General features: G+C 68.1%; 18 protein-coding genes. 10 read left to right on the top strand and 8 right to left on the bottom strand.

Features of this window, described 5'->3' with window-relative positions; genetic code table 11:
• The 4 genes from K6L26_RS26590 to K6L26_RS26575 all read right to left on the bottom strand — a co-directional run bounded on the left by K6L26_RS26590 (position 1) and on the right by K6L26_RS26575 (position 4,314).
• On the bottom strand, positions 1 to 690 hold the full coding sequence (locus K6L26_RS26590) for an HAD family hydrolase (protein ID WP_221852095.1): 690 nt from the start codon (positions 688 to 690) through the stop codon (positions 1 to 3).
• Between the two features lie 22 nt (positions 691 to 712).
• Positions 713 to 1,909 (bottom strand): RNA polymerase sigma factor, encoded by a 1,197-nt coding sequence (locus K6L26_RS26585; protein ID WP_221853478.1) that lies wholly within the window; start codon positions 1,907 to 1,909, stop codon positions 713 to 715.
• Positions 1,910 to 2,058: 149 nt separating this feature from the next.
• Positions 2,059 to 3,660: a fatty-acid--CoA ligase FadD8 gene (gene fadD8 / locus K6L26_RS26580; RefSeq protein WP_221852093.1), complete on the bottom strand. Its 1,602-nt coding sequence runs from the start codon at positions 3,658 to 3,660 to the stop codon at positions 2,059 to 2,061.
• A gap of 195 nt (positions 3,661 to 3,855) precedes the next feature.
• Positions 3,856 to 4,314, bottom strand: coding sequence for a YciI family protein (locus K6L26_RS26575; protein WP_019344501.1), 459 nt, complete (start codon positions 4,312 to 4,314; stop codon positions 3,856 to 3,858).
• Positions 4,315 to 4,494: 180 nt separating this feature from the next.
• Here K6L26_RS26575 and K6L26_RS26570 point away from each other — a divergent pair, with 180 nt between their 5' ends.
• The 9 genes from K6L26_RS26570 to K6L26_RS26530 all read left to right on the top strand — a co-directional run bounded on the left by K6L26_RS26570 (position 4,495) and on the right by K6L26_RS26530 (position 14,552).
• Entirely contained in the window at positions 4,495 to 6,114 is a 1,620-nt protein-coding gene (locus tag K6L26_RS26570; RefSeq protein ID WP_221852092.1) for an amidohydrolase, read from the top strand.
• A gap of 29 nt (positions 6,115 to 6,143) precedes the next feature.
• On the top strand, positions 6,144 to 7,709 hold the full coding sequence (locus K6L26_RS26565) for a long-chain-fatty-acid--CoA ligase (protein WP_019344499.1): 1,566 nt from the start codon (positions 6,144 to 6,146) through the stop codon (positions 7,707 to 7,709).
• 85 nt (positions 7,710 to 7,794) lie between these two features.
• The gene (locus tag K6L26_RS26560) at positions 7,795 to 8,766 is read left to right on the top strand and encodes an esterase family protein (protein WP_065062112.1); all 972 of its coding nucleotides are present in this window, start codon (positions 7,795 to 7,797) and stop codon (positions 8,764 to 8,766) included.
• 2 nt (positions 8,767 to 8,768) lie between these two features.
• Positions 8,769 to 9,755, top strand: coding sequence for an o-succinylbenzoate synthase (locus K6L26_RS26555; protein ID WP_047039929.1), 987 nt, complete (start codon positions 8,769 to 8,771; stop codon positions 9,753 to 9,755).
• A gap of 56 nt (positions 9,756 to 9,811) precedes the next feature.
• Positions 9,812 to 10,804: a GlxA family transcriptional regulator gene (locus tag K6L26_RS26550; protein WP_204161245.1), complete on the top strand. Its 993-nt coding sequence runs from the start codon at positions 9,812 to 9,814 to the stop codon at positions 10,802 to 10,804.
• Positions 10,805 to 10,816: 12 nt separating this feature from the next.
• Positions 10,817 to 11,542, top strand: a complete 726-nt coding sequence (locus tag K6L26_RS26545; protein WP_065062158.1) for a DJ-1/PfpI family protein — start codon at positions 10,817 to 10,819, stop codon at positions 11,540 to 11,542.
• A 37-nt stretch (positions 11,543 to 11,579) separates the two neighbouring features.
• Positions 11,580 to 12,380 carry an alpha/beta fold hydrolase gene (locus K6L26_RS26540; protein ID WP_065062166.1) on the top strand — a complete coding sequence of 267 codons (801 nt, stop codon included), beginning with the start codon at positions 11,580 to 11,582 and terminating at the stop codon, positions 12,378 to 12,380.
• Positions 12,381 to 12,396: 16 nt separating this feature from the next.
• The gene (gene menD / locus K6L26_RS26535) at positions 12,397 to 14,034 is read left to right on the top strand and encodes a 2-succinyl-5-enolpyruvyl-6-hydroxy-3-cyclohexene-1-carboxylic-acid synthase (protein ID WP_065062170.1); all 1,638 of its coding nucleotides are present in this window, start codon (positions 12,397 to 12,399) and stop codon (positions 14,032 to 14,034) included.
• On the top strand, positions 14,031 to 14,552 hold the full coding sequence (locus K6L26_RS26530; protein ID WP_019346910.1) for a DUF3592 domain-containing protein: 522 nt from the start codon (positions 14,031 to 14,033) through the stop codon (positions 14,550 to 14,552). The genes menD and K6L26_RS26530 overlap by 4 nt, the downstream gene beginning before the upstream one ends.
• Here K6L26_RS26530 and K6L26_RS26525 read toward each other — a convergent pair.
• A complete protein-coding gene (locus tag K6L26_RS26525) occupies positions 14,536 to 15,228 on the bottom strand; it encodes a DsbA family protein (protein WP_245008649.1) in 693 nt (230 codons plus the stop codon). The genes K6L26_RS26530 and K6L26_RS26525 overlap by 17 nt on opposite strands.
• Positions 15,229 to 15,317: 89 nt before the next feature.
• On the opposite strand from K6L26_RS26525, the gene K6L26_RS26520 reads away from it, so the two are divergent.
• On the top strand, positions 15,318 to 16,445 hold the full coding sequence (locus K6L26_RS26520; RefSeq protein ID WP_047039927.1) for a glycosyltransferase family 4 protein: 1,128 nt from the start codon (positions 15,318 to 15,320) through the stop codon (positions 16,443 to 16,445).
• A gap of 23 nt (positions 16,446 to 16,468) precedes the next feature.
• On the opposite strand, the gene K6L26_RS26515 is transcribed toward K6L26_RS26520, so the two are convergent.
• The 3 genes from K6L26_RS26515 to K6L26_RS26505 are packed head-to-tail and all read right to left on the bottom strand — an operon-like array spanning position 16,469 to position 20,174.
• Positions 16,469 to 17,305, bottom strand: coding sequence for an alpha/beta fold hydrolase (locus K6L26_RS26515; protein ID WP_047039923.1), 837 nt, complete (start codon positions 17,303 to 17,305; stop codon positions 16,469 to 16,471).
• Between the two features lie 48 nt (positions 17,306 to 17,353).
• Positions 17,354 to 19,309, bottom strand: a complete 1,956-nt coding sequence (locus tag K6L26_RS26510) for an aconitate hydratase (RefSeq protein WP_047039921.1) — start codon at positions 19,307 to 19,309, stop codon at positions 17,354 to 17,356.
• Between the two features lie 40 nt (positions 19,310 to 19,349).
• Positions 19,350 to 20,174: an SDR family oxidoreductase gene (locus K6L26_RS26505; RefSeq protein WP_047039952.1), complete on the bottom strand. Its 825-nt coding sequence runs from the start codon at positions 20,172 to 20,174 to the stop codon at positions 19,350 to 19,352.
• Positions 20,175 to 20,181: the final 7 nt, after the last annotated feature.

Raw genomic sequence — 20,181 nt, 5'->3', positions numbered from 1 at the left:
TTAGGCACGGATGCCGACATCCTGCAGGGCCGTGATCAGGCCGTCGGGCCGCTCTGCGGTGGGCAGCGAATCGACCAACGCGAACCGACAACCTAACGCGCGGGCGCCGCCGTCGGCCTCTTCGCTGTCGCCGACCATGAGTGCGTCCGCAGCGGCCACCCCGAGGCGGTCCAGTGCCGCGGTGAAGATGGCCGGGTCGGGTTTGACGGCGCCGACTTCGAAAGACAACACAAATTCGTCGACGTGGTCGGCCGCGCCGATCGCGCCGAACGCCGGCCGCACGTCGAACGCGATGTTGGAGACGACGGCCGTCCGAAGGCCCTGTGTCTTGAGGCTTTCGAAAACCCGTGCCGTGTCGGGGTAGGCGGTCCAGCTGGCGGGGTCGATCACGCGGTTGTAGAGCGATTCCGCATGGTGATCGGCCAGGCCCGATTCGCGCGGCACATGTAGATAGGCCTCGCGGTGCAGGTGCGGCGCGAGGTCGCGGTTGGCCCAGGCTCGGTACTGCTCATCGGTCATCGCGACCGAGCGCCCGGTCGGGGCGGTCAGGCGGCGCATCAACTCGGCTTGCACATGGCCGTCGACCTCACGTTCGTCGACGGCCATCCCGGCGAACCAGCTGTCCTGTTCCTCGAGGCGGAACAGGGTCCCGGAGAAGTCGAACAACACCGCCGACACCATGCCTGCCATCGTGCCACGATGCCGGTCTGGATCAGCCGCGTTCGCGGATGGCCTTGTCCAGCAGTACGTCTCGCTCACGGTCGTTGTCGGTCAAGGCCGCGGCCCGGTCGAACTGCTCGGCCGCCTCGAGGTGCCGCCCCAGCCGGGACAGCAGTTCGCCGCGGATGCTGGGCAGCAGATAGGAGCCGTCGAGGCCTTCGATTTCGTCGACGATCGCCAGTGCCTCGCGGGGGCCGGATCGCATCGCGACGGCCACCGCGCGGTTGAGTTGGACTACCGGCGACGGGGTGATCTGCAGCAGTGCGTCGTACAGCGCGACGATGCGGGCCCAGTCGGTGTCGGCCGCGGTGGGGGCTGTCGCGTGGCATTCGGCGAGCGCGGCTTGCAGGGCGTACGGGCCCCAACCTCGTTGCTGCCGGGCCGCGCTGGAGCGCTCAAGGGCGGCGACGCCCCGCTGGATCTGTGCGCGATCCCACCGGGCCCGGTTCTGGTCTTCCAGCAGGATGGGCCGGCCCTCGGCGTCGGTGCGGGCCGCAAAGCGGGAGGACTGGAATTCCATCAGCGCCAGCAGGCCGTGGACTTCGGGTTCGTCGGGCACCAGTGCGGCCAGGACGCGCCCCAATCTCAATGCCTCGGCGCACAATTCGTCACGGATCCAGCGCTGGCCGGCAGAGGCCGAATACCCCTCGTTGTAGATCAGGTAGATGACCGAGAGCACCGCCGACAGCCGCTGCGGGTATTCGTCCCGCGGTGGCAATTCGAAGGGCGGGTTGGCCTGGGCCAGAGCCTTTTTCGCGCGGGTGATTCGCGCGGCCGCCGTCGCGGTCGAGATCAGGAAGGCCCGGGCGATCTCGTCGGTCCTCAACCCGCCGACCATGCGCAGGGTCAGTGCGATCTGGGCTTCGCGGGACAGCACGGGGTGGACGGCGATGAAGATGAGCCGCAGCACGTCGTCGTCGATGTGGTCGGGGTCCCAGGACTCCTCGACATGTTCGGCCAGCTCGCGGGCCAGCACCGCGTACTTGGCATCGAGGTTCTCCGCGCGCCGCCAGTGATCGATGGCCTTGCGTTTGGCCACCGTGGTCAGCCACGCTCCGGGATTGCGCGGCACTCCGGTGGCCGGCCACTGCGTCAGGGCGTCGAGTAGGGCTTCGGAGGCCAGATCCTCGGCCAGGCCGACGTCGCCGACGGTACGGGTCAGGGTGGCCAGGATCTTGGCCGACTCCATTCGCCACACCGCGTCGAGCGTCTTCTGCAGGTCGGCGGGGGTAGCCGGGTCGTCTGCCACGCCGCCATTCTGCCGATTGTCACGCCAGAGTGGCGCTCAAGCGCGAGCGCCACTCCAGCGTGACGAAGAGAGCTAGCGGGCCGCGAACGTCAGCCGATTGCGCGGGCAGCGCCCTCCCAGAACTGGGCCCGCACGGCCTTCTTGTCGGGCTTGCCGAGGGCGGTCACCGGCACGGAGTCGACGACGATCACCTGCTTGGGCGATTGCACCGAGCCTTTGCGTTCCTTGACAGCGGCCTGGATCTCGGCGGTCACCTTGGCGACGGCCTCGTCGTCGGACGCGGCGTCGGGCCGCAGCACGATCACCGCGGTCACGGCCTCGCCCCACTTCTCGTCGGGAGTGCCGATCACGCACACCTGCGCCACCGAAGGATGTTCGGCCACCACGTCTTCCACCTCACGGGGGAACACGTTGAACCCGCCGGTGACGATCATGTCCTTGACCCGGTCGACGATGAACCAGTAGCCGTCCTCGTCCTCGCGGGCCATGTCGCCGGTGTGCAGCCAGCCGTCCTTGAAGGTGTCCGCGGTGGCCTCGGGCAGCTTCCAGTAACCGCCGGCCAGCAGCGGCCCCGACACGCAGATCTCGCCCACCTCGCCTTGGGGCACCGGGTTGCCCTCGGGGTCCAGCAGCGCGGTCCGCGCGAACAGGGTGGGCCGGCCGCAGGAGGTCAGCCGCTTCTCGTCGTGATCTTTCTTGCCCAGGTACGAGATCACCATCGGCGCCTCGGACTGGCCGTAGTACTGCGCGAAGATCGGCCCGAAGCGCTTGAGAGCTTCGGCCAGCCGCACCGGGTTCATCGCCGAGGCGCCGTAGTACACGGTTTCCAGCGAGGACAGGTCGCGGGTGTGGGAGTCCGGGTGGTCCATCAGTGCGTAGATCATCGACGGCACCAGCATGGTCGCGGTGATGCGCCGCTCCTCGATCACCCGCAGCACCTCGGCCGGGTCGAACTTGGGCAGCACGATCATCTCGCCGCCCTTGACGATCGTCGGGACGAAGAACGCCGCACCGGCATGGGAGAGCGGCGTGCACATCAGGAAGCGCGGGTTCTCGGGCCACTCCCATTCGGCGAGCTGGATCGTGGTCATCGTGGTGATCGACCGCACCGTGCCCATCACGCCCTTGGGCTTACCGGTGGTGCCGCCGGTGTAGGTCAGCCCGCCGATGTGATCGGGGTCCAGTTCGGCGGCGACCAACGGCACGGGCGGGTACTTGGCGGCCTCGGCGGTCAGGTCGGTGCCCACGCCCTCCAGCGCGGAGGGGACGGGTCCGATGGTCAGCACCTGGCGCAGCGTGGGCACCTTCTCGAGCAACCCGAGGGCCCGCTCCACGAAGGCAGGGTTGGGGTCGATGATGAGGGTCGTCACCTCGGCATCGGTCAGCACATAGGCGTGGTCGTCCAGCGAACCGAGAGGGTGTAGTGCCGTGCGACGGTAACCCTGGGTCTGGCCGGCGCCGATGATCATCAGCACCTCGGGCCGGTTCAGCGACAGCAGGCCGACGCCTTCACCGGCCCCTGCGCCGAGCGCCTCGAAGGCCTGAATGTACTGGCTGATGCGTTCCGCGAGCTCGCCACCGGTCAGGGTGGTCTCGCCGAGGAACAGCACGGGCTTGTCCTTGTTGCGCTTGAGCGCGCCGACGGTGAGGTGGCCGGAATGGATCGGATGGTGCAGCAAGGCATCACTCATGGAGTCCAGACTAGAACGTGTTCCAGAAATTGCGGAGCCGATCCCCCGATATGGGCGTAACACAAGATCCTCGCGGCCCGAAAGATAGGTAGTGCACTACTCATGCCGGTGCGACCGGCGGTGCCTAACGTGACTGATTGTGGGGGTGGGAGCCAGACCCCGGCGGGTTAGGGACCGCCGGGGCCTGTGCCCCGATCAGCGGTTGGCGGCCTCGCGGGCCTGCCGGGCGAGCTTCTCGGCCACCTCGGCTTTCCACTGGATCTCTTTCTGAACCCACTCGTTGTCCTGCGGGAACTCCTCGGTCTCGCTGACCCGGCGGACCTCCAGCTTCACGCCCTGGCCCAGCGGGCATTTCCGTGCCCACTGCTTGGCCTCTTCCTTGGAGGACACATCGAGGATCCAGAAGCCGTTGAACAGCTCCTTGGCCTCGGTGTAGGGCCCGTCGGTGACCACCGGGGGATCGGCGTTGAAGTCGACGACAAAGCCTTCTTCCGGGTCGGTCAGGCCCTCGCCCGCCAGCAGTACGCCGGCCTTGATGAGTTCCTCGTTGTAGCGGCCCATCGCCGCGATGATCTCGTCGAAGTCGATGTTCTGCTCGGCCATCGCCACTTCGGCCTCGGGGGTGGAACGCATGATCAGCATGTAGCGCGACATTGTCTGTCTCCTTCTTATGTAGGGAAGGGGCTCGCCTGTTCTACTCAAAGGGTGGCCCTCGTTACATACGTCGAACGGCGCCCCGCGGAAATCGACAGGGCGGGCGGAAACTTTTGAAAATTTTTCCAGGGTTTCTGGGGACACACCCGGGCAAACGTCTCAACGCTCTAGCATCCGGGCATGACCAGCCCGAGCGCGCCCGCCGATCTCGTCCTGTACGGAACCGTTCTGACCGTCGACGACGCACAGCCGACTGCCGAGGCGCTCGCGGTCTCCGGTGGCCGCATCGTGGCGGTCGGGTCCCGGGCCGAGGTGTCCGGCTGCGTGGGCCCCGAGACCGACGTCCGTGAGGTCGACGGCTGTGTCATGCCGGGCTTCGTTGAGGCACATGGTCATCCGTTGATGGAGGCGATGACCCTGTCGGGGCGCATCGTCGATATCCGCCCGGTCACCCTGCCCGGCGCCGATGAGGTGCTCGACGCGATAACCGCCGAGGTGGCCGAGCGGGGTGCCGACGGCGCCTTCTTGAACGGCTGGGATCCGCTGTTGCAGCACGGCTTGCCCGAGCCCACCTTGTCCTGGCTGGACGGTGTGGCGCCCGAGGCGCCGTTGGTGATCGTGCACAACTCGGGCCACAAGGCCTTCTTCAACACCGCAGCGGCTCGGCGTGCCGGGCTGACGAGAGACACCCCGGATCCCAAGGGGGCGAAGTACGGTCGCGATGCCGACGGCGAGTTGGACGGCACAGCCGAGGAAACCGGGGCGGTATTTCCGCTGTTGGGGGACGCCATCTCGGTGAGCGACTATCCGGCCATGCTGGTCGCCGAATGCGCCCGGCTCAACCAGGCCGGGCTGACCACGTGCTCGGAAATGGCATTCGACCCGATGTTCCGGCCGCTGCTGGCGCAGCTGCACGACCAGCTGACGGTGCGGTTGCGCACATACGAGATGTCAACGGCGGCACTGCACACCGATGCCAGCCCATCGGAGGGCGACGACATGGTGCGCCAGGTCGGGATCAAGATCTGGGTCGACGGGTCGCCGTGGGTCGGCAACATCGATCTGACGTTTCCCTACCTGGATACCGATGCCACGCGGACCATCGGCGTGGTGCCCGGCTCCTGCGGGCACGCCAACTACACCAAGGAGCAACTGTCCGAAATCGTCGGCACGTTCTTCCCGAAGGGTTGGCAGCTGGCCTGTCATGTGCACGGTGACGCCGGGGTGGACACCATCCTCGACGTGTACGAAGAGGTTCTGCGAGCGCATCCCCGCGACGATCATCGGCTGCGGCTGGAACACGTCGGCGCCATCACGCCCGAGCAGTTGCGGCGGGCCCACTCCCTGGGCGTCACGTGCAGCCTGTTCGTCGACCATTTGCATTACTGGGGCGACGTGCTGGTGGACGGGTTGTTCGGCCCCGAGCACGGCGGCCGGTGGATGCCCGCGGGCTCGGCCGTCGCGACCGGCATGCGGATCTCCCTGCACAACGATCCGCCGGTCACCCCGGAGGAGCCGCTGCGCAACATCAGCGTCGCCGTCACCCGCGCCGCGCCCAGCGGTCGCGTGCTGGCGCCGGAGGAGCGGCTGACCGTCGACCAGGGGATCCGGGCGCAGACCATCGATGCGGCCTGGCAGTTGTTCGCCGACAACGTGATCGGCTCGCTCGAGGTCGGCAAGTACGCCGACCTGGTGATCGTCTCGGCGGATCCGCGCGAAACCGCCGCGGAAGCCATCGCCGACCTGGAAGTACGGGCCACTTTCCTGGCGGGCCGGCAGGTTTACCCGAAAGCCGGTTGACGGCTCGCGCACCGTGGCACGCTCTGGGCATGTCAGATTTGCCGGCACCGAAGTTTCTCGACGAACGCGTCGCTCATTGGGCGGCCACCAAGCCTGACGAGGAGGCGGTCACCTATCTGAGCCGCACCTGGACCTGGTCGCAGTGGTATGACCGGATCCAGCGGTTGGCCGGGGCATTGAGCGCGTGGGGCGTCGGCCGGGGTGATGCCGTCGCATTCCTGGACAAGAACCACCCGGCCTGCGTCGAGACCACCATCGCCGCCGCGTCACTAGGCGCGGCCACCGCGATCATCAACTTCCGGCTGGCCGCCGACGAGCTGGATTACGTGATCAACGACTCCGGGGCCAAGGTGCTGATGGTCGGCGAGGAGCTGCGGGGCGGCATCGACGCCATCGCCGACCGGCTCACCTCTGTCGAGCACATCGTCACGGTGACGCCCGAGGGTGGCGACGGGGACGAGTACGAGGCGCTGCTGGCCGGTGCGTCGCCGGTGGGCCGGTCACCGGACGTGCGGCCCGACGACACGGCCATCATCATGTACTCCTCGGGCACCACCGGCCGGCCCAAGGGTATTGCGCTGACCCATGCCAACGTCATCGCCCACACCATCAACGCGTTCGAGGGCTGGACGCTGAGCGCCGGGGACAAGAGCCTGGTGGCCATGCCGCTGTTCCATGTCGGCGGCTCGTCGTACATGCAGTGGGGCCTGCATCATGGCGCGCCGACCTACATGACGCGTGACGTCGACGGGATGGCGCTGGCCGGTGGCATTCTGGCCGGGGCGAACCGCACGTTCCTGGTGCCCGCGGTGCTGGCCAAGGTGTTCGACACCGGCGAGGATGCGGTGAAGCTGTTCGGTGCGCTCAAGACCTTTGCCTACGGTGCGTCTCCAATGCCGTTGCCGCTGTTGCGTTCTGCGTTGCAGGCCTGGCCGGAAACTGAATTCATCCAGGTGTACGGGCTGACGGAGGTATCGGGTGCGATCAGCCGGCTGGGGCCCGACGATCACCGTGGGGCCAGTGAAGCGCGGCTGATGAGCGCGGGCACCGTGGTTCCCGGTTCCGAGGTCAAGGTGGTGGACCCGGACACCGGCGCCGATGTTCCGGTCGGTGAGCAGGGTGAATTGTGGTTCCGTTCACCGCAATTGATGAAGGGCTATCTCAACCGTCCGGATGCCACGGCGGAGTCGATCACACCCGAGGGCTGGTTCCGCACGGGCGATATCGGCCGCGTCGACGACGGCGGCTACATCTTCGTCGAGGACCGGCTCAAGGACATGATCATCTCGGGTGGCGAGAACATCTACTCGATCGAGGTCGAGCGGGTACTGGCCGAACACCCCGCCGTCACCGAGGTGGCGGTGATCGGCGTGCCCGACGAAAAGTGGGGTGAGTCGGTGAAAGCCGTTGTGACACTGGACGGCGAGGTTTCCGAACCGGACCTGATCGCGTTCGCCCGCGAGCACCTGGCGGCCTACAAGTGCCCCAAATCGATTGACTTCGTCGATGAACTGCCGCGCAACCCCACCGGCAAGATCCTGAAGAAGGATCTGCGCAAGCCCTACTGGGAGGGCCGCGACCGCGCCACCGTGTAGGAATTACCCTCCCATTTCTCTGTATTTCCCGCCTCGGGCGGAGTAGGTTCGGGCCATACGTGTGCGCGAGATGTGGGGTGCCGACATGGTGCACGGACGTAACTTGCTCAGAATATCGGGATACCGCCGCGGGACAGTACTTCTCACAGTCCTGACAGTGGCGGTGACCATCGGTCTCCTCGGGGCACCGCAGAAAGCGAACGCGTGGTCGAGGGCGGGATTGCCGGTCGAGATGCTCTCGGTGCCGTCACCGTCGATGGGTCGCGATATCAAGGTGCAGTTCCAGGGCGGTGGCCCGCATGCGGTGTATCTGCTGGACGGCCTGCGCGCGCGTGACGACTTCAACGGGTGGGACATCGAGACGCCGGCATTCGAGTGGTTCTACCAATCCGGGCTGTCGGTGGTCATGCCAGTCGGTGGGATGTCGAGTTTCTACAGCGACTGGTACCAGCCGGCGTCGGGCAACGGCGGTGTGTGGACGTACAAGTGGGAGACGTTCCTGACCAGCGAGCTGCCGCAGTGGCTGTCGGCCAACAAGAGTGTGTCCCCGTCGCGCAATGCCGTGGTCGGCTTGTCCATGTCGGGCAACTCGGCGATGATCCTGGCCGCCTATCACCCGCAGCAGTTCGTCTACGCGGGCTCCTTGTCGGCGTTCCTGAATCCGTCGGTCGGCCAGTGGCCCGGCCTGATCGGGTTGGCGATGAACGACTCCGGTGGGTTCTCGTCGGCCGCCATGTGGGGTCCGCCGGGTGATCCGGCATGGGCGCGCAACGATCCGACGATCCAGGTGGGGCGGTTGGTCGCGAACAACACCCGCATCTGGGTGTACTGCGGTTCGGGAACCCCGGGTGAATTGGGCGGCGGCGACCTTCCCTCCACCTTCCTCGAGGGCACGGCGCTGCAGAGCAATCTCAACTTCCGCGACCAGTACGTGGCCGCCGGTGGCAACAACGCGGTGTTCAACTTCCCGCCCACCGGGACCCACACCTGGGGCTACTGGGGCGCGCAGCTGCAGGCGATGAAACCCGACTTGCAACGGGTACTCGGTGCCGGTTAGGCATCATTGACTCTGTGCCCGCGCTAGACGACGTCCTGGACCGCCTTCATGTCGTCTCCCTGCCGATGCGAGTTCGCTTCCGCGGCATCACCGTTCGTGAAGTAGCACTGATCGACGGCCCGGCCGGGTGGGGCGAGTTCGGCGCGTTCCTCGAATACGAACCGCCCGAGGCCGCGGCCTGGCTGTCCGCCGGGATCGAGGCCGCATACCGGCCGGCGCCGGCCGTGCATCGTGACCGCATCCCGATCAACGCCACGGTGCCCGCGGTGCCCGCCGCCCAGGTTCCCGAAGTCCTGGCGCGGTTCCCCGGGGCGCGCACCGCGAAGGTCAAGGTCGCCGAACCGGGGCAGACCTTGGCCGACGACGTCGCCCGCGTCAATGCCGTGCGCGCACATGTTCCGGTGGTGCGCGTGGATGCCAACGGAGGGTGGACCGTGCCGCAGGCCGTCGCCGCGGCGGCCGCGTTGACCGCCGACGGGGAGCTGGAATACCTGGAACAGCCGTGTGCCACGGTTGACGAGCTGGCCGCGCTGCGGCCGCAGGTGACCGTGCCGGTCGCCGCCGACGAGTCGATCCGCAAGGCATCTGATCCGCTGCGAGTGGTGCGGGCACGCGCCGCCGATGTGGCGGTGCTCAAGGTGGCGCCGCTGGGCGGGGTGTCGCGGATGCTCGGGATCGCCGCGCAGATCGACATCCCGATCGTGGTGTCCAGTGCGCTGGATTCCGCGGTGGGCATCGCCCGCGGGCTGCTGGCCGCCGCCGCATTGCCGGAGTTGCGGCACGCGTGCGGGCTGGGCACGGGCGGATTCTTCGTGGAGGACGTGGCTGACGTGCCCGCACCGGTCGACGGCTATCTGCCGGTCGAGGCGGTGGCGCCGGATCCGGCGCGGCTGTCGGGGCTGGCCGCGACGCCGCAGCGTCGGCAATGGTGGATCGACCGGGTGCGCGAGTGCTACCCCCTGTCATCTGACAGCCCGATCATGGCCTGATTTGTGGGGTGCATGGCATAGACGCCATCGCCGAGGTCGCGAACACTGAAGACGTGATGCGATCGGTGGTGATCCTGGGCTACGCCGGGGTGCAGGCGCTGGACCTCGTCGGCCCGTTCGATGTGTTCTCCACCGCCACGCTCGTCCTGGCCGGTCGGGGCAGATCCGACGAGGGCTACGCGCTCACCTTGACCGCGGTGGACGGTCAACCCGTTTCCACTCTCACGGGGCTGGAGTTCGTCGCCGCCCCGTTGCCCGATCCCGGCGAGCCGATCGACACGATCGTCATCCCAGGCGGTATCGGTGCCGACGCCGCCCGCGGCAACGCGGCCGTCGTCGGCTGGATCAGCACCGCGGCAAAGCACGCCCGTCGCGTCGTCAGTGTGTGCACGGGAGCGTTCCTGGCTGCCCAGGCCGGCCTGCTCGACGGCTGCCCGGCCACCACCCACTGGTCTTCCGCGCGTCGGATGGCCGAGGAATTCCCTTCGGTGGCAGTCGATCCGGAACCGATCTTCGTCCGGAGCTCCGAGCAGGTGTGGACGGCGGCCGGCGTCACGGCGGGGATCGACCTGGCGTTGGCGCTGGTCGAGGATGACTATGGCACCGACGTCGCCCAGACCGTGGCCAGGTACCTGGTGCTCTACCTGCGCCGTCCCGGCGGGCAGACACAGTTCGCCGCGCCGGTGTGGATGCCCCGGGCCAAACGGGCCCCGATCCGGGCGGTTCAGGAGTTCATCGAGACCGAACCCGGTGGCATACACAGCATTTCCGAGCTGGCCCGGCGCGCGGCGATGAGCCCGCGGCACTTCACCCGGCTGTTCACCGACGAGGTCGGCGAGGCGCCCGGCGCGTACGTCGAACGCATCCGCACGGATGCCGCGCGCCGCCAGCTCGAGGAGTCCGACGACACCGTCACCGCGATCGCCGCCCGGTGCGGGTTCGGTACCGCGGAGACCATGCGGCGCAGTTTCATTCGGCGCCTTGGTATTTCGCCTGACCAGTATCGAAAGACATCCGCGCACGTGCGCACCCGAGATCTCACCGCCTGAAAGGACCATGCCATGCAGATCGCCATCGTGTTGTACCCCAGCTTCACCGCACTCGATTTCATCGGGCCCTACGAGGTGCTGCGCAACCTTCCTGACACCGAGGTTCGTTTCGTCTGGCACGAGCCGGGCCCCGTCACCGCCGACTCCGCAGTGTTGACGGTGGGCGCCACCCACAGCTTTGACGAGACGCCGTCACCCGACGTGGTGCTGGTGCCCGGCGGGCCGGGCACCACCATGGTGGCCCGCGACGAGAAGGTGCTCGGCTGGCTGCGGCAGGTGTATCCGGGTGCCACGTGGATGGCGTCGGTGTGCTCGGGTTCGGTGGCGCTGGCCGCGGCGGGCCTGCTCGAGGGCAAACCCGCCACCTCGCACTGGTCGGTGCTGAACGTGTTGAAGGTGATGGGTGCGAAGCCGGTGGGGGACCGGCGCATCGTGCGCGCCGAGCCCGACGGCAAGGTGATCACAGCGGCAGGCGTGTCGGCGGGTATCGACCTGGGAATTTGGCTGGCCGGCCAGATCGCCGGCGAGGCGAAGGCAAAGGCCATTCAGCTGATGATCGAGTACGACCCGCAGCCACCTTTCGATTCCGGGCACATGTCGAAGGCGAGCGCGGCCACCAAAGCCGGCGCCACCGCGCTGCTGGGCAAGGACATGATCAAGCCCGAGCCGCTGAAGGCCGGGGTGCTGCTGGCCTGGGATCAGGCGATCCGGAAGGTGCGGGGTCGACGCACCGCGTGATCTGTTGCACTGAGGGTGATCGAGTAGCGTCGGCCGGGTGAATCTGGCTTATGACGACCGAGGCAAGGGCCAGCCGGTGCTGTTCATCGCCGGCCGCGGAGGTGCCGGCCGCACCTGGCATCTGCATCAGGTCCCGGCGTTGCAGCGGGCCGGCTACCGCGTCATCACCTTCGACAACCGTGGCGTCGGCGCGACGGAGAACGCCGCGGGATTCGGTACCGCACAGATGGTGGCCGACACCGCCGAGCTGATCGAGAGCCTGGGCGCGGCGCCCGCGCACGTGGTGGGGGTCTCGATGGGCTCCTACATCGCTCAGGAGCTGATGCTGGCCCGGCCCGAGCTGGTGCGCTCGGCGGTGCTGATGGCGACCCGCGGTCGCCACGACCGGGCCCGTGAGTTCTTCCGCGACGCCGAGCGGGATTTCGCGACCTCGGGTGTGCAGCTGCCGCCGAAGTTCGACGCCAAGATGCGGATGTTGGAGAGCTTCTCGCCCAAGACGCTCAACGACGACCGGCTGGTGCGCGACTGGGCCGAGATGTTCACCATGTGGCCCACCAAGCAGACCCCGGGCCTGCTCACGCAGCTCGATGTCGGGCCCGAGGACAACCGGCTGCCCGCCTACCGGTCCATCACCACGCCGGTACTGGTCATCGGGTTCGCCGACGATGTGGTTTTGCCCGCTCACCTGGGTCGTGAGGTCGCCGACGCGATCCCCACCGCCCGGTATCTGGAGATCCCCGAAACCGGGCACCTGGGCTTCATCGAGAAACCCGAGGAAGTCAATGCCGCGCTGCTGGAGTTTCTCGCCGGTCAGGCCGGCCAGACCGGTCAGTACTGACCAATAAGGTGGAGTGGTGAACCCCTCGACGACCCAGGCGCGCGTAGTCGTCGACGAACTGATCCGCGGCGGTGTCCGCGATGTCGTGCTGTGCCCCGGCTCGCGCAATGCGCCGTTGGCGTTTGCCCTGTCCGACGCCGACCGTGCCGGCCGGATCCGCCTGCACGTCCGGATCGACGAGCGCACCGCCGGTTACCTGGCCGTGGGGCTCGCAGTCGCGGAGCGGGCGCCGGTGTGTATCGCGATGACCTCGGGCACCGCGGTGGCCAACCTCGGTCCCGCTGTCGTGGAGGCCAACTACGCGCGGGTGCCGCTGATCGTGCTGAGCGCCAACCGGCCCTATGAGATGTTGGGCACCGGCGCCAACCAGACATTTGAACAGCTCGGGTATTTCGGCACCCAGGTGCGGGCGAATATCAGCCTGGGCCTTGCTCCCGATCTGACCGGCGGACATCCGGGCGAACTGGACACCCTCAATGCCCAGTGGCGTTCGGCGACGTGCCGAGTGCTGGCCGCGGCGACGGGATCGCGCACGGCCAACGCCGGGCCGGTCCAGTTCGACATCCCGCTGCGCGAACCGCTGGTGCCTGACAGCGCGCACGGGGACGCGTCGCTTCCGCCAGGCCGGCCGGGCGGCAAGCCGTGGACCTACACCCCGCCGGTGAGCTTCGACCAGCCGCTGGAGATCGACCTCACCCCGGACACCGTGGTGATCGCCGGCCACGGCGCCGGGGTGCACCCGAATCTGGCCGGGTTGCCGACGGTGGCCGAGCCCACCGCGCCGCGTCCGGAGAACCCGCTGCACCCGCTGGCACTGCGCCTGGTGCATCCCAAACAGGTCATCATGCTGGGGCGGCCCACCCTGCACCGGCCGGTCTCGGCACTGCTGGCCGACCCCGCGGTGCCGGTCTATGCGCTGACCACCGGCCCGCGCTGGCCAGACGTGTCGGGCAACTCGTTGGCCACCGGGACTCGGGCGGTGACGACGGGCACGCCCGACCCGGCCTGGCAGGCGCGGTGCAGCGAGCTCAACGAGCACGCCGTCGCCGCGGTGCGCGCTCAACTGGCATCGCATCCGCTGACCACCGGTCTGCATGTGGCCGCGGCGGTCGCCGACGCGCTGCGACCGGGCGATCAGCTGGTGCTGGGCGCGTCCAACCCGGTGCGTGACGCCGCGCTGGTGGGGATGAGTGCCGAAGGGCTGAAGGTGCGCTCCAACCGCGGTGTCGCCGGGATCGACGGCACGGTGTCCACGGCGATCGGTGCGGCGCTGGCCCACGACGGCCGGACCATCGCCCTGATCGGGGACCTGACTTTTGTGCACGACAGCTCGGGGCTGCTGATCGGTCCGACCGAGCCGACGCCCCGCGACCTGACCATCGTGGTGTCCAACGACAACGGCGGCGGCATCTTCGAGCTGCTCGAGCAGGGCGATCCACGGTTCGCCGACGTCTCGTCGCGAATCTTCGGCACCCCGCACGATGTCGACATCGCGGCGCTGTGCCGCGCGTATCACGTCGACAGCCGGCAGATGGAGGTCGGCGATCTCGCCGCGGCGCTGGCCGAGCCCTTCGAGGGCATGCGGGTGCTGGAGGTGAAGGCCGACCGGTCGTCGTTGCGTGCGCTGCACGCGTCGATCAAGGCCGCCCTGTGAGGCCCGGGCAGATCGCGGCGCGGTTGCGGGCGTTGGTGCAGCCGTTGATCCCGCACCTGTACGGCGAACCGGGGGAGACGCGGTCGCAGCGGATCATCCGCCGGGTGCGCATCGGCGTCGTGATCGCGGCCTGCCTGGTGACGCTGCAGTCGGTGTTGCTGGTGCTCGGTGCCTGGCGCAACGATCAGCAGATCGAGCGCAACATGGGCGTGGCCGCCGCCGAGGTGCTCAGCGCCGGGCCGCGGCGTTCGACCATCGAGTTCGTCACGCCCGACCGGGTGACCTACCGGCCCGAGCTGGGCGTGCTGTATCCGTCCGAACTCGACACCGGGATGCGCATCTACGTCGAGTACGACAAGAACAACCCCGATCTGGTGCGGGTCCGCGACCGCGATGCGTCGCTGGCGATCATCCCCGCCGGGTCGATCGCAGTGGTCGGCTGGCTGGTCGCGGCGGCGGCGCTGACGTTGCTGGCGTTCCTGCAGCGTCGGTTGAGCCGGGTCAGCTCTGCGGCGTAGCCAGCAGTTTGGCCAGCCAGTCGGGGTCGCTGGTGTCCACCACCTGCTCGCCGACGAGGTCGTACACCGCCGGGGTCGACACCTCGTATTGGGTTTCGCTGAGCAGCCCGGCGTTCGCGTCGTTGAGTTGGCCGGCGTCGATCGCCTTGTCCCCGGCGGCGATCTTGTCGATCTGTTCGGAGCCGACCCCGCTTTCGGAGGCCATGGCCGCGATGGCGTCGTCGCTCGGTCCGGCCGAGCCCTCGGGTTGCTGGTGGGCCCACAAGTCCTGCACGAAGGCCTGGAATGCGGTTCCGGTCGTGCCGGGGCCCGCGGCCAGGAACAGTGCGTTGGCGACGCGCGCCGAGTACTCCGTGACGGAGCGGTCCAGGAAGGTCAGGGGCCGGTACGTCACCGCCAGGCGGCCTTGGCCGATGGCGGCGGCGATCGCGTCGCCGGACTCATGCTGCAGGTGCGCGCAGGCCGGGCACTGCGGCTCGGTGAACAACTCGATCTGGGCCGGCGCGTCCGGGTAGCCGATCTGGATGCCCGCGCCGTCCTTGGTGATCGTGGTGCCTGGCTTGTTTCCGTCAGCCTGGGCGGTGCCGTCGACGACCCGGCTGCAGCCCGCGGTGAGCCCCGCGACGGACAGGGCCAGCACGGCCAGCATCGCTGCAGCAACGCGGGACAATCGCATCCGGCAACCCTATCCCTGCGCATCAGGTTTTAGCGTGTCGTATCCCCGGACGCTACCTCGGCGACAGGTGCCGCTGCGACCATCCTGGTGTGCGCGTTGCAATCGTTGCAGAGTCCTTCCTCCCGAATGTCAACGGCGTCACCAACTCGGTGCTTCGGGTGATCGAGCATCTCCGCCGCACCGGCCACGAGGTACTCGTCATCGCCCCGGACACGCCACGGGGCCAGCCGCCGGCCGAACGCGTTCATGACGGGGTGCGGGTGCATCGAGTGCCCTCGCGGATGTTTCCCAAGGTGACCTCTCTGCCGCTGGGCGTGCCGCGCCCGCGGATGGTGAATGTGCTGCGGGGCTTCGACCCCGATGTCGTACACCTCGCGTCACCGGCGCTGCTCGGCTGGGGCGGGGTGCACGCCGCCCGCCACCTGGGCGTTCCGACGGTGGCGGTGTTCCAGACCGATGTCGCCGGTTTCGCCGAGAGCTACGGCGTCGGCATCCTGTCGCGGGCCTCGTGGGCGTGGACACGGCGCCTGCACAGCAAGGCCGACCGCACCCTGGCCCCGTCCACGTCGGCGATGGAAAACCTTGAAGCCCATCGGATTCCGCGGGTGTTCAAGTGGGGACGCGGGGTGGACATCACCGGTTTCGCGCCGTCGGCGCGCAATGAGCAGCTGCGTGCGTCGTGGTCGCCCGAAGGTAAGCCGGTTGTCGGGTTCGTCGGCCGGCTGGCCCCGGAGAAGCACGTGGAGCGGCTGGCCGCGCTGGCCGGCCGCGACGATCTGCAGCTGGTGGTGGTGGGCGACGGGGTGGACCGGGCCAAGCTCCAAACTGTGCTGCCCACCGCGGTTTTCACCGGTGAGCTGCACGGGCCCGAGCTGGCCGCCGCCTACGCCAGCATGGACGTCTTCGTCCATCCCGGTGAGCATGAGACGTTCTGCCAGGCGGTGCAGGAGGCCATGGCTTCCGGGCTGCCGGTGATCGCTCCGGATGCCGGCGGCCCCCGGGATCTGGTGGCGCCGTACCGCACCGGATTACTGCTCGCGGTAGATGAATTCGAGTCCGCGCTGCCCGCCTCGGTGGAGCATCTGATCGCCGAGCGGTCGCGCTACTCGGTGGCCGCCCGCCGCAGCGTGCTGAGCCGCACCTGGCCGGCCATCTGCGATGAGCTAATCGGGCACTACGAGGCCGTGCAGGGCCTGCGTCAGTTGCGCGCGGCCTGATCGGCCTTCGGGGACAACCTGTTTCAGGAGCGCAGCCACTCGAGTAGATCGGCCATGATGGTCTCGGCCTGGGTGGTCGGCATACCGTGCGGGAATCCCTCGTAGGTCTTGAGTGTCGAGTTCGGCAGGAGTTCGGCCGACAGCGGCCCGGAGTCCGCGTACGGCACGATCTGGTCGTCGTCGCCGTGCATGACCAGCGACGGCAGGGTGATCTTCTTGAGATCCTCGGTGAAATCGGTCTGCGAGAACGCCACGATGCCGTCGTAGTGCGCCTTGGGGTCGCCCATCATGCCCTGGCGCCACCAGTTGGCGATGATCGCCTCGCGGGCAGGCTGCGGGGTCTTCTCCTGTTCCCGGTTGAAGCCGTAGAACGGGCCTGAGGGCAATGCGCGGTAGAACACCGAGCGGTTCGCCGCCAGTTGGGCCTGAAGGTCGTCGAACACCGATTTGGGCAGCCCGCCGGGGTTGGCGTCGGTCTTGACCATCAGTGGCGGCACCGAGCTGATCAGGACCGCATGAGCGGCCCGGTCCAGGCCGTGGCGGGCGAGGTAGTGCACCAGCTCACCGCCGCCGGTGGAGTGCCCGACGTGGATGGCGTCGCGCAGGTCCAGGTGTCGGACCACGGCGGCGAGGTCGTCGGCGTAGTGGTCCATGTCGTGGCCGTCGGCCACGTGCGAGGAGCGTCCGTGCCCGCGCCGGTCGTGGGCCACGACGCGGTATCCCTGCTGCAGGAAGAACAGCATGAACGTGTCCCAGTCGTCGGCGGACAACGGCCAACCGTGGCTGAACACTATGGGCTGGCCCGAACCCCAGTCCCGATAGAAGATCTCGACATTGTCCGAAGTCGTGATGGTCGGCATGGGTTCGACGGTACGCCGGTTTCGGTTTGCTGGAGGCCGGATCGCGGCCTAGTTCTTCTGCTGTGCGGCCAACCACGGAATCAGGCCGCCGGCGAGCACATGCCGGACCTGTCGCGGCGAAAGGCGATGGCGCACGGCGAATGACGTTCCCTGAGTGGAATTGGTGACGGTGATGGGATCACCGTCGGCCAATGCCCGGCGCAGGTTGGTCAGGGCGAGTACGTCGCCTTGGGCCACCGAGTCGTAGTCGGCGGGATCGGCGAATTCCACTGCGAGCACGCCGAAATTGGCGAGGTTCTGCCAGTGGATGCGCGCGAACGATTTGGCGATCACCACCTGCAGTCCGAGGTAGCGGGGCGCGATCGCGGCGTGTTCGCGGGACGAACCCTGACCGTAATTCTCACCGCCGACGACGATGTGGCCGGACTGAGCGGATCGCGCTCGTTCCGGATAGGTCTCGTCGATCTGGGTGAAGCTGAACATCGCGAGTTTGGGGATGTTCGACCGGAACGGCAGGGCGCGCGCGCCGGCCGGCGAGATCTCGTCGGTCGAGATGTTGTCGCCGACCTTGAGCAGGACCGGCGCCTCGATCACGTCGGGCAGCGGCGTCAGCTCGGGGAGGCTGGAGATGTTGGGCCCTTTGATGACTTCGACGGTGCGGGCCTGTTCGGGTGCGGCCGGAGCGACCAGCATGGCCGTGTTGACGCTGAAGTGGGTGGGCAGATCGAGCTCCGGGTACTCGATCCCGTTGTCGGCCGCCCATTGTCGCGGATCGGTGATGACGCCCGTGATGGCCGATGCCGCAGCGGTTTCCGGTGAGCACAGCCACACCGAATCCTCCTTGGTGCCGGACCGGCCCGGAAAGTTGCGTGGCATGGTTCGCAGCGAGTTGCGACCGGTGGCCGGCGCCTGACCCATGCCGATGCAGCCCATGCAGCCGGCCTGGTGGATGCGCGCGCCGTTGATGACGAGTTCGGTCGTGGCGCCCATCCTGGTCAGGTCGGTGAGGATCTCGCGGGAGGTGGGGTTGACGTCGAAGCTGACGTCGGGCGAGGTCTGACGGCCGTGCACCATGGCCGCTGCGATCGCGAAGTCGCGCAATCCGGGGTTGGCGCTGGAGCCGATGACCACCTGCGACACGGGCTCGCCGGCCACCTCGGACACCGGGACGACGTTGCCGGGTGAGGACGGTTTGGCGATCAGTGGTTCGAGTGCCGACAGGTCGATGACCTCGTCGATGTCGTATTGCGCACCGTCGTCGGCGACGAGTTCCACCCAGTCGTCGCCACGGTCCTCGCCGGTGAGGAAGTCGCGTACCGCGTCGTCGCTGGGAAAGACGGTGGTGGTCGCGCCGAGTTCGGCGCCCATGTTGGCGATCACGTGCCGATCCATCGCCGACAGGCCCTCGAGCCCGGGGCCGTGGTACTCGATGATGCGGTTGACGCCGCCTTTGACGTCGTGGCGCCTGAGCATCTCCAGGATGACGTCCTTGGCCGAACACCATTGCGGGAGCGTGCCTTCCAGCCGAATGCCCCACACCTCGGGTGCGCGCAGGTGCAGCGGTTCGCCGGCGATGGCCAGTGCCACCTCGAGCCCGCCGACACCGATGGCCAGCATCCCCAGCGATCCGGCGGCCGGGGTGTGCGAGTCCGACCCCACCATGGTCTTGCCGGGTATGCCGAAGCGCTGCATGTGGGTGGGGTGCGATACCCCGTTGCCGGGTTTGGAGAACCAGAGCCCGAAATGTTGCGCGGCGGTCCGCAGGTACTCGTGATCCTCGGCGTTCTTCTCGTCGGTCTGCAGCAGGTTGTGGTCGACATACTGCACGCTGACCTCGGTCCGGGCCCGGTCGAGCCCGAGCGCCTCGAGCTCCTGCATGACCAGTGTTCCGGTGGCGTCCTGCGTCAGCGTCTGGTCGATCCGGATCGCCATCTCGTCCCCGGGCGTCATCGACCCGGAGACGAGATGGGACCCGATCAGCTTTTGTGTGACGCTTTCCGGCATACCCACAGGCTTCCCCGGGGATTGCCGGATGAAACCGCGGCTAGCCCTGGGCGAGAACCGACACCGGCTGCCACTGCTCCCAGGTGGCCAGCCGGCTCTCGTAATCGGCCTTGGCCAGCTGTAGCGGCAGCTCACCGAAGAACACCCGCAGCGGCGGGTTCTCGGCGTCGACGATCTTCAGTACCGCCTCGGCCGAGGCCTTGGGGTCACCGGGCTTGGCACTGCGCTGGGCGCGGGCACGTTGCGCGGCCGCGCGGGCGTCGTCGTAATCGGCAAGCGGGGCAGCATGTCTGGCCGAGGAGCCGGCCCAGTCGGTGGAGAACCCGCCCGGCTCGATCAGCGTGACGTGCACCCCGAAGGGCGCCACCTCTTGGGCCAGTGACTGGGAGAGGCCTTCCAGCGCCCACTTGGACGCGTGGTACATGCCGACCAACGGGAACGCGGTGATGCCGCCGATCGAGGACACCTGGATGATGTGTCCGCTGCCCTGGGCCCGCAGGTACGGCAGCGCGGCCTGGGTGACCCAGAGCGCGCCGAAGACGTTCGTCTCGATCTGATCGCGGGCGTCGGCCTCGGACAGCTCCTCGATGAAGCCGAACTGGCCGTAGCCCGCGTTGTTGACGATGATGTCCAGCCGGCCGAAGTGATCGTGGGCTGATTTGACCGCGGCGAAGTCCGCCTCGCGGTCGGTGACGTCCAGTTTGATCGGCAGGAGCGCGTCGCCGTACTTGTCGGCCAGGTCGGCCAGCGTCGCGGTGTCCCGCGCCGTGGCGGCCACCTTGTCGCCCCGCTCCAGGGCGGCGATCGCCCACTCCCGGCCGAAGCCTCGCGATGCACCGGTGATGAACCACACTTTTTCGCTCATGATCAGC

The organism is Mycobacterium farcinogenes, assembly GCF_019739075.1.
GTDB lineage: Bacteria > Actinomycetota > Actinomycetes > Mycobacteriales > Mycobacteriaceae > Mycobacterium > Mycobacterium senegalense.
Note: the sequence above shows the minus strand (reverse complement) of the source record. Positions and strands in the feature narration are given on the sequence as shown.

What these genes read in the sequence shown, in the direction of transcription:
- fadD8 (WP_221852093.1), bottom strand. Translation starts at nt 3,660, where the DNA reads ATGAGTGATGCCTTGCTGCACCATCCGATCCATTCCGGCCACCTCACC.
- K6L26_RS26570 (WP_221852092.1), top strand. Translation starts at nt 4,495, where the DNA reads ATGACCAGCCCGAGCGCGCCCGCCGATCTCGTCCTGTACGGAACCGTT.
- K6L26_RS26560 (WP_065062112.1), top strand. Translation starts at nt 7,795, where the DNA reads ATGGTGCACGGACGTAACTTGCTCAGAATATCGGGATACCGCCGCGGG.
- K6L26_RS26510 (WP_047039921.1), bottom strand. Translation starts at nt 19,309, where the DNA reads ATGCCGGAAAGCGTCACACAAAAGCTGATCGGGTCCCATCTCGTCTCC.
- K6L26_RS26545 (WP_065062158.1), top strand. Translation starts at nt 10,817, where the DNA reads ATGCAGATCGCCATCGTGTTGTACCCCAGCTTCACCGCACTCGATTTC.
- K6L26_RS26575 (WP_019344501.1), bottom strand. Translation starts at nt 4,314, where the DNA reads ATGTCGCGCTACATGCTGATCATGCGTTCCACCCCCGAGGCCGAAGTG.
- K6L26_RS26585 (WP_221853478.1), bottom strand. Translation starts at nt 1,909, where the DNA reads ATGGAGTCGGCCAAGATCCTGGCCACCCTGACCCGTACCGTCGGCGAC.
- K6L26_RS26505 (WP_047039952.1), bottom strand. Translation starts at nt 20,174, where the DNA reads ATGAGCGAAAAAGTGTGGTTCATCACCGGTGCATCGCGAGGCTTCGGC.
- K6L26_RS26590 (WP_221852095.1), bottom strand. Translation starts at nt 690, where the DNA reads ATGGCAGGCATGGTGTCGGCGGTGTTGTTCGACTTCTCCGGGACCCTG.
- K6L26_RS26565 (WP_019344499.1), top strand. Translation starts at nt 6,144, where the DNA reads ATGTCAGATTTGCCGGCACCGAAGTTTCTCGACGAACGCGTCGCTCAT.
- K6L26_RS26525 (WP_245008649.1), bottom strand. Translation starts at nt 15,228, where the DNA reads ATGCGATTGTCCCGCGTTGCTGCAGCGATGCTGGCCGTGCTGGCCCTG.
- K6L26_RS26550 (WP_204161245.1), top strand. Translation starts at nt 9,812, where the DNA reads ATGCGATCGGTGGTGATCCTGGGCTACGCCGGGGTGCAGGCGCTGGAC.
- K6L26_RS26515 (WP_047039923.1), bottom strand. Translation starts at nt 17,305, where the DNA reads ATGCCGACCATCACGACTTCGGACAATGTCGAGATCTTCTATCGGGAC.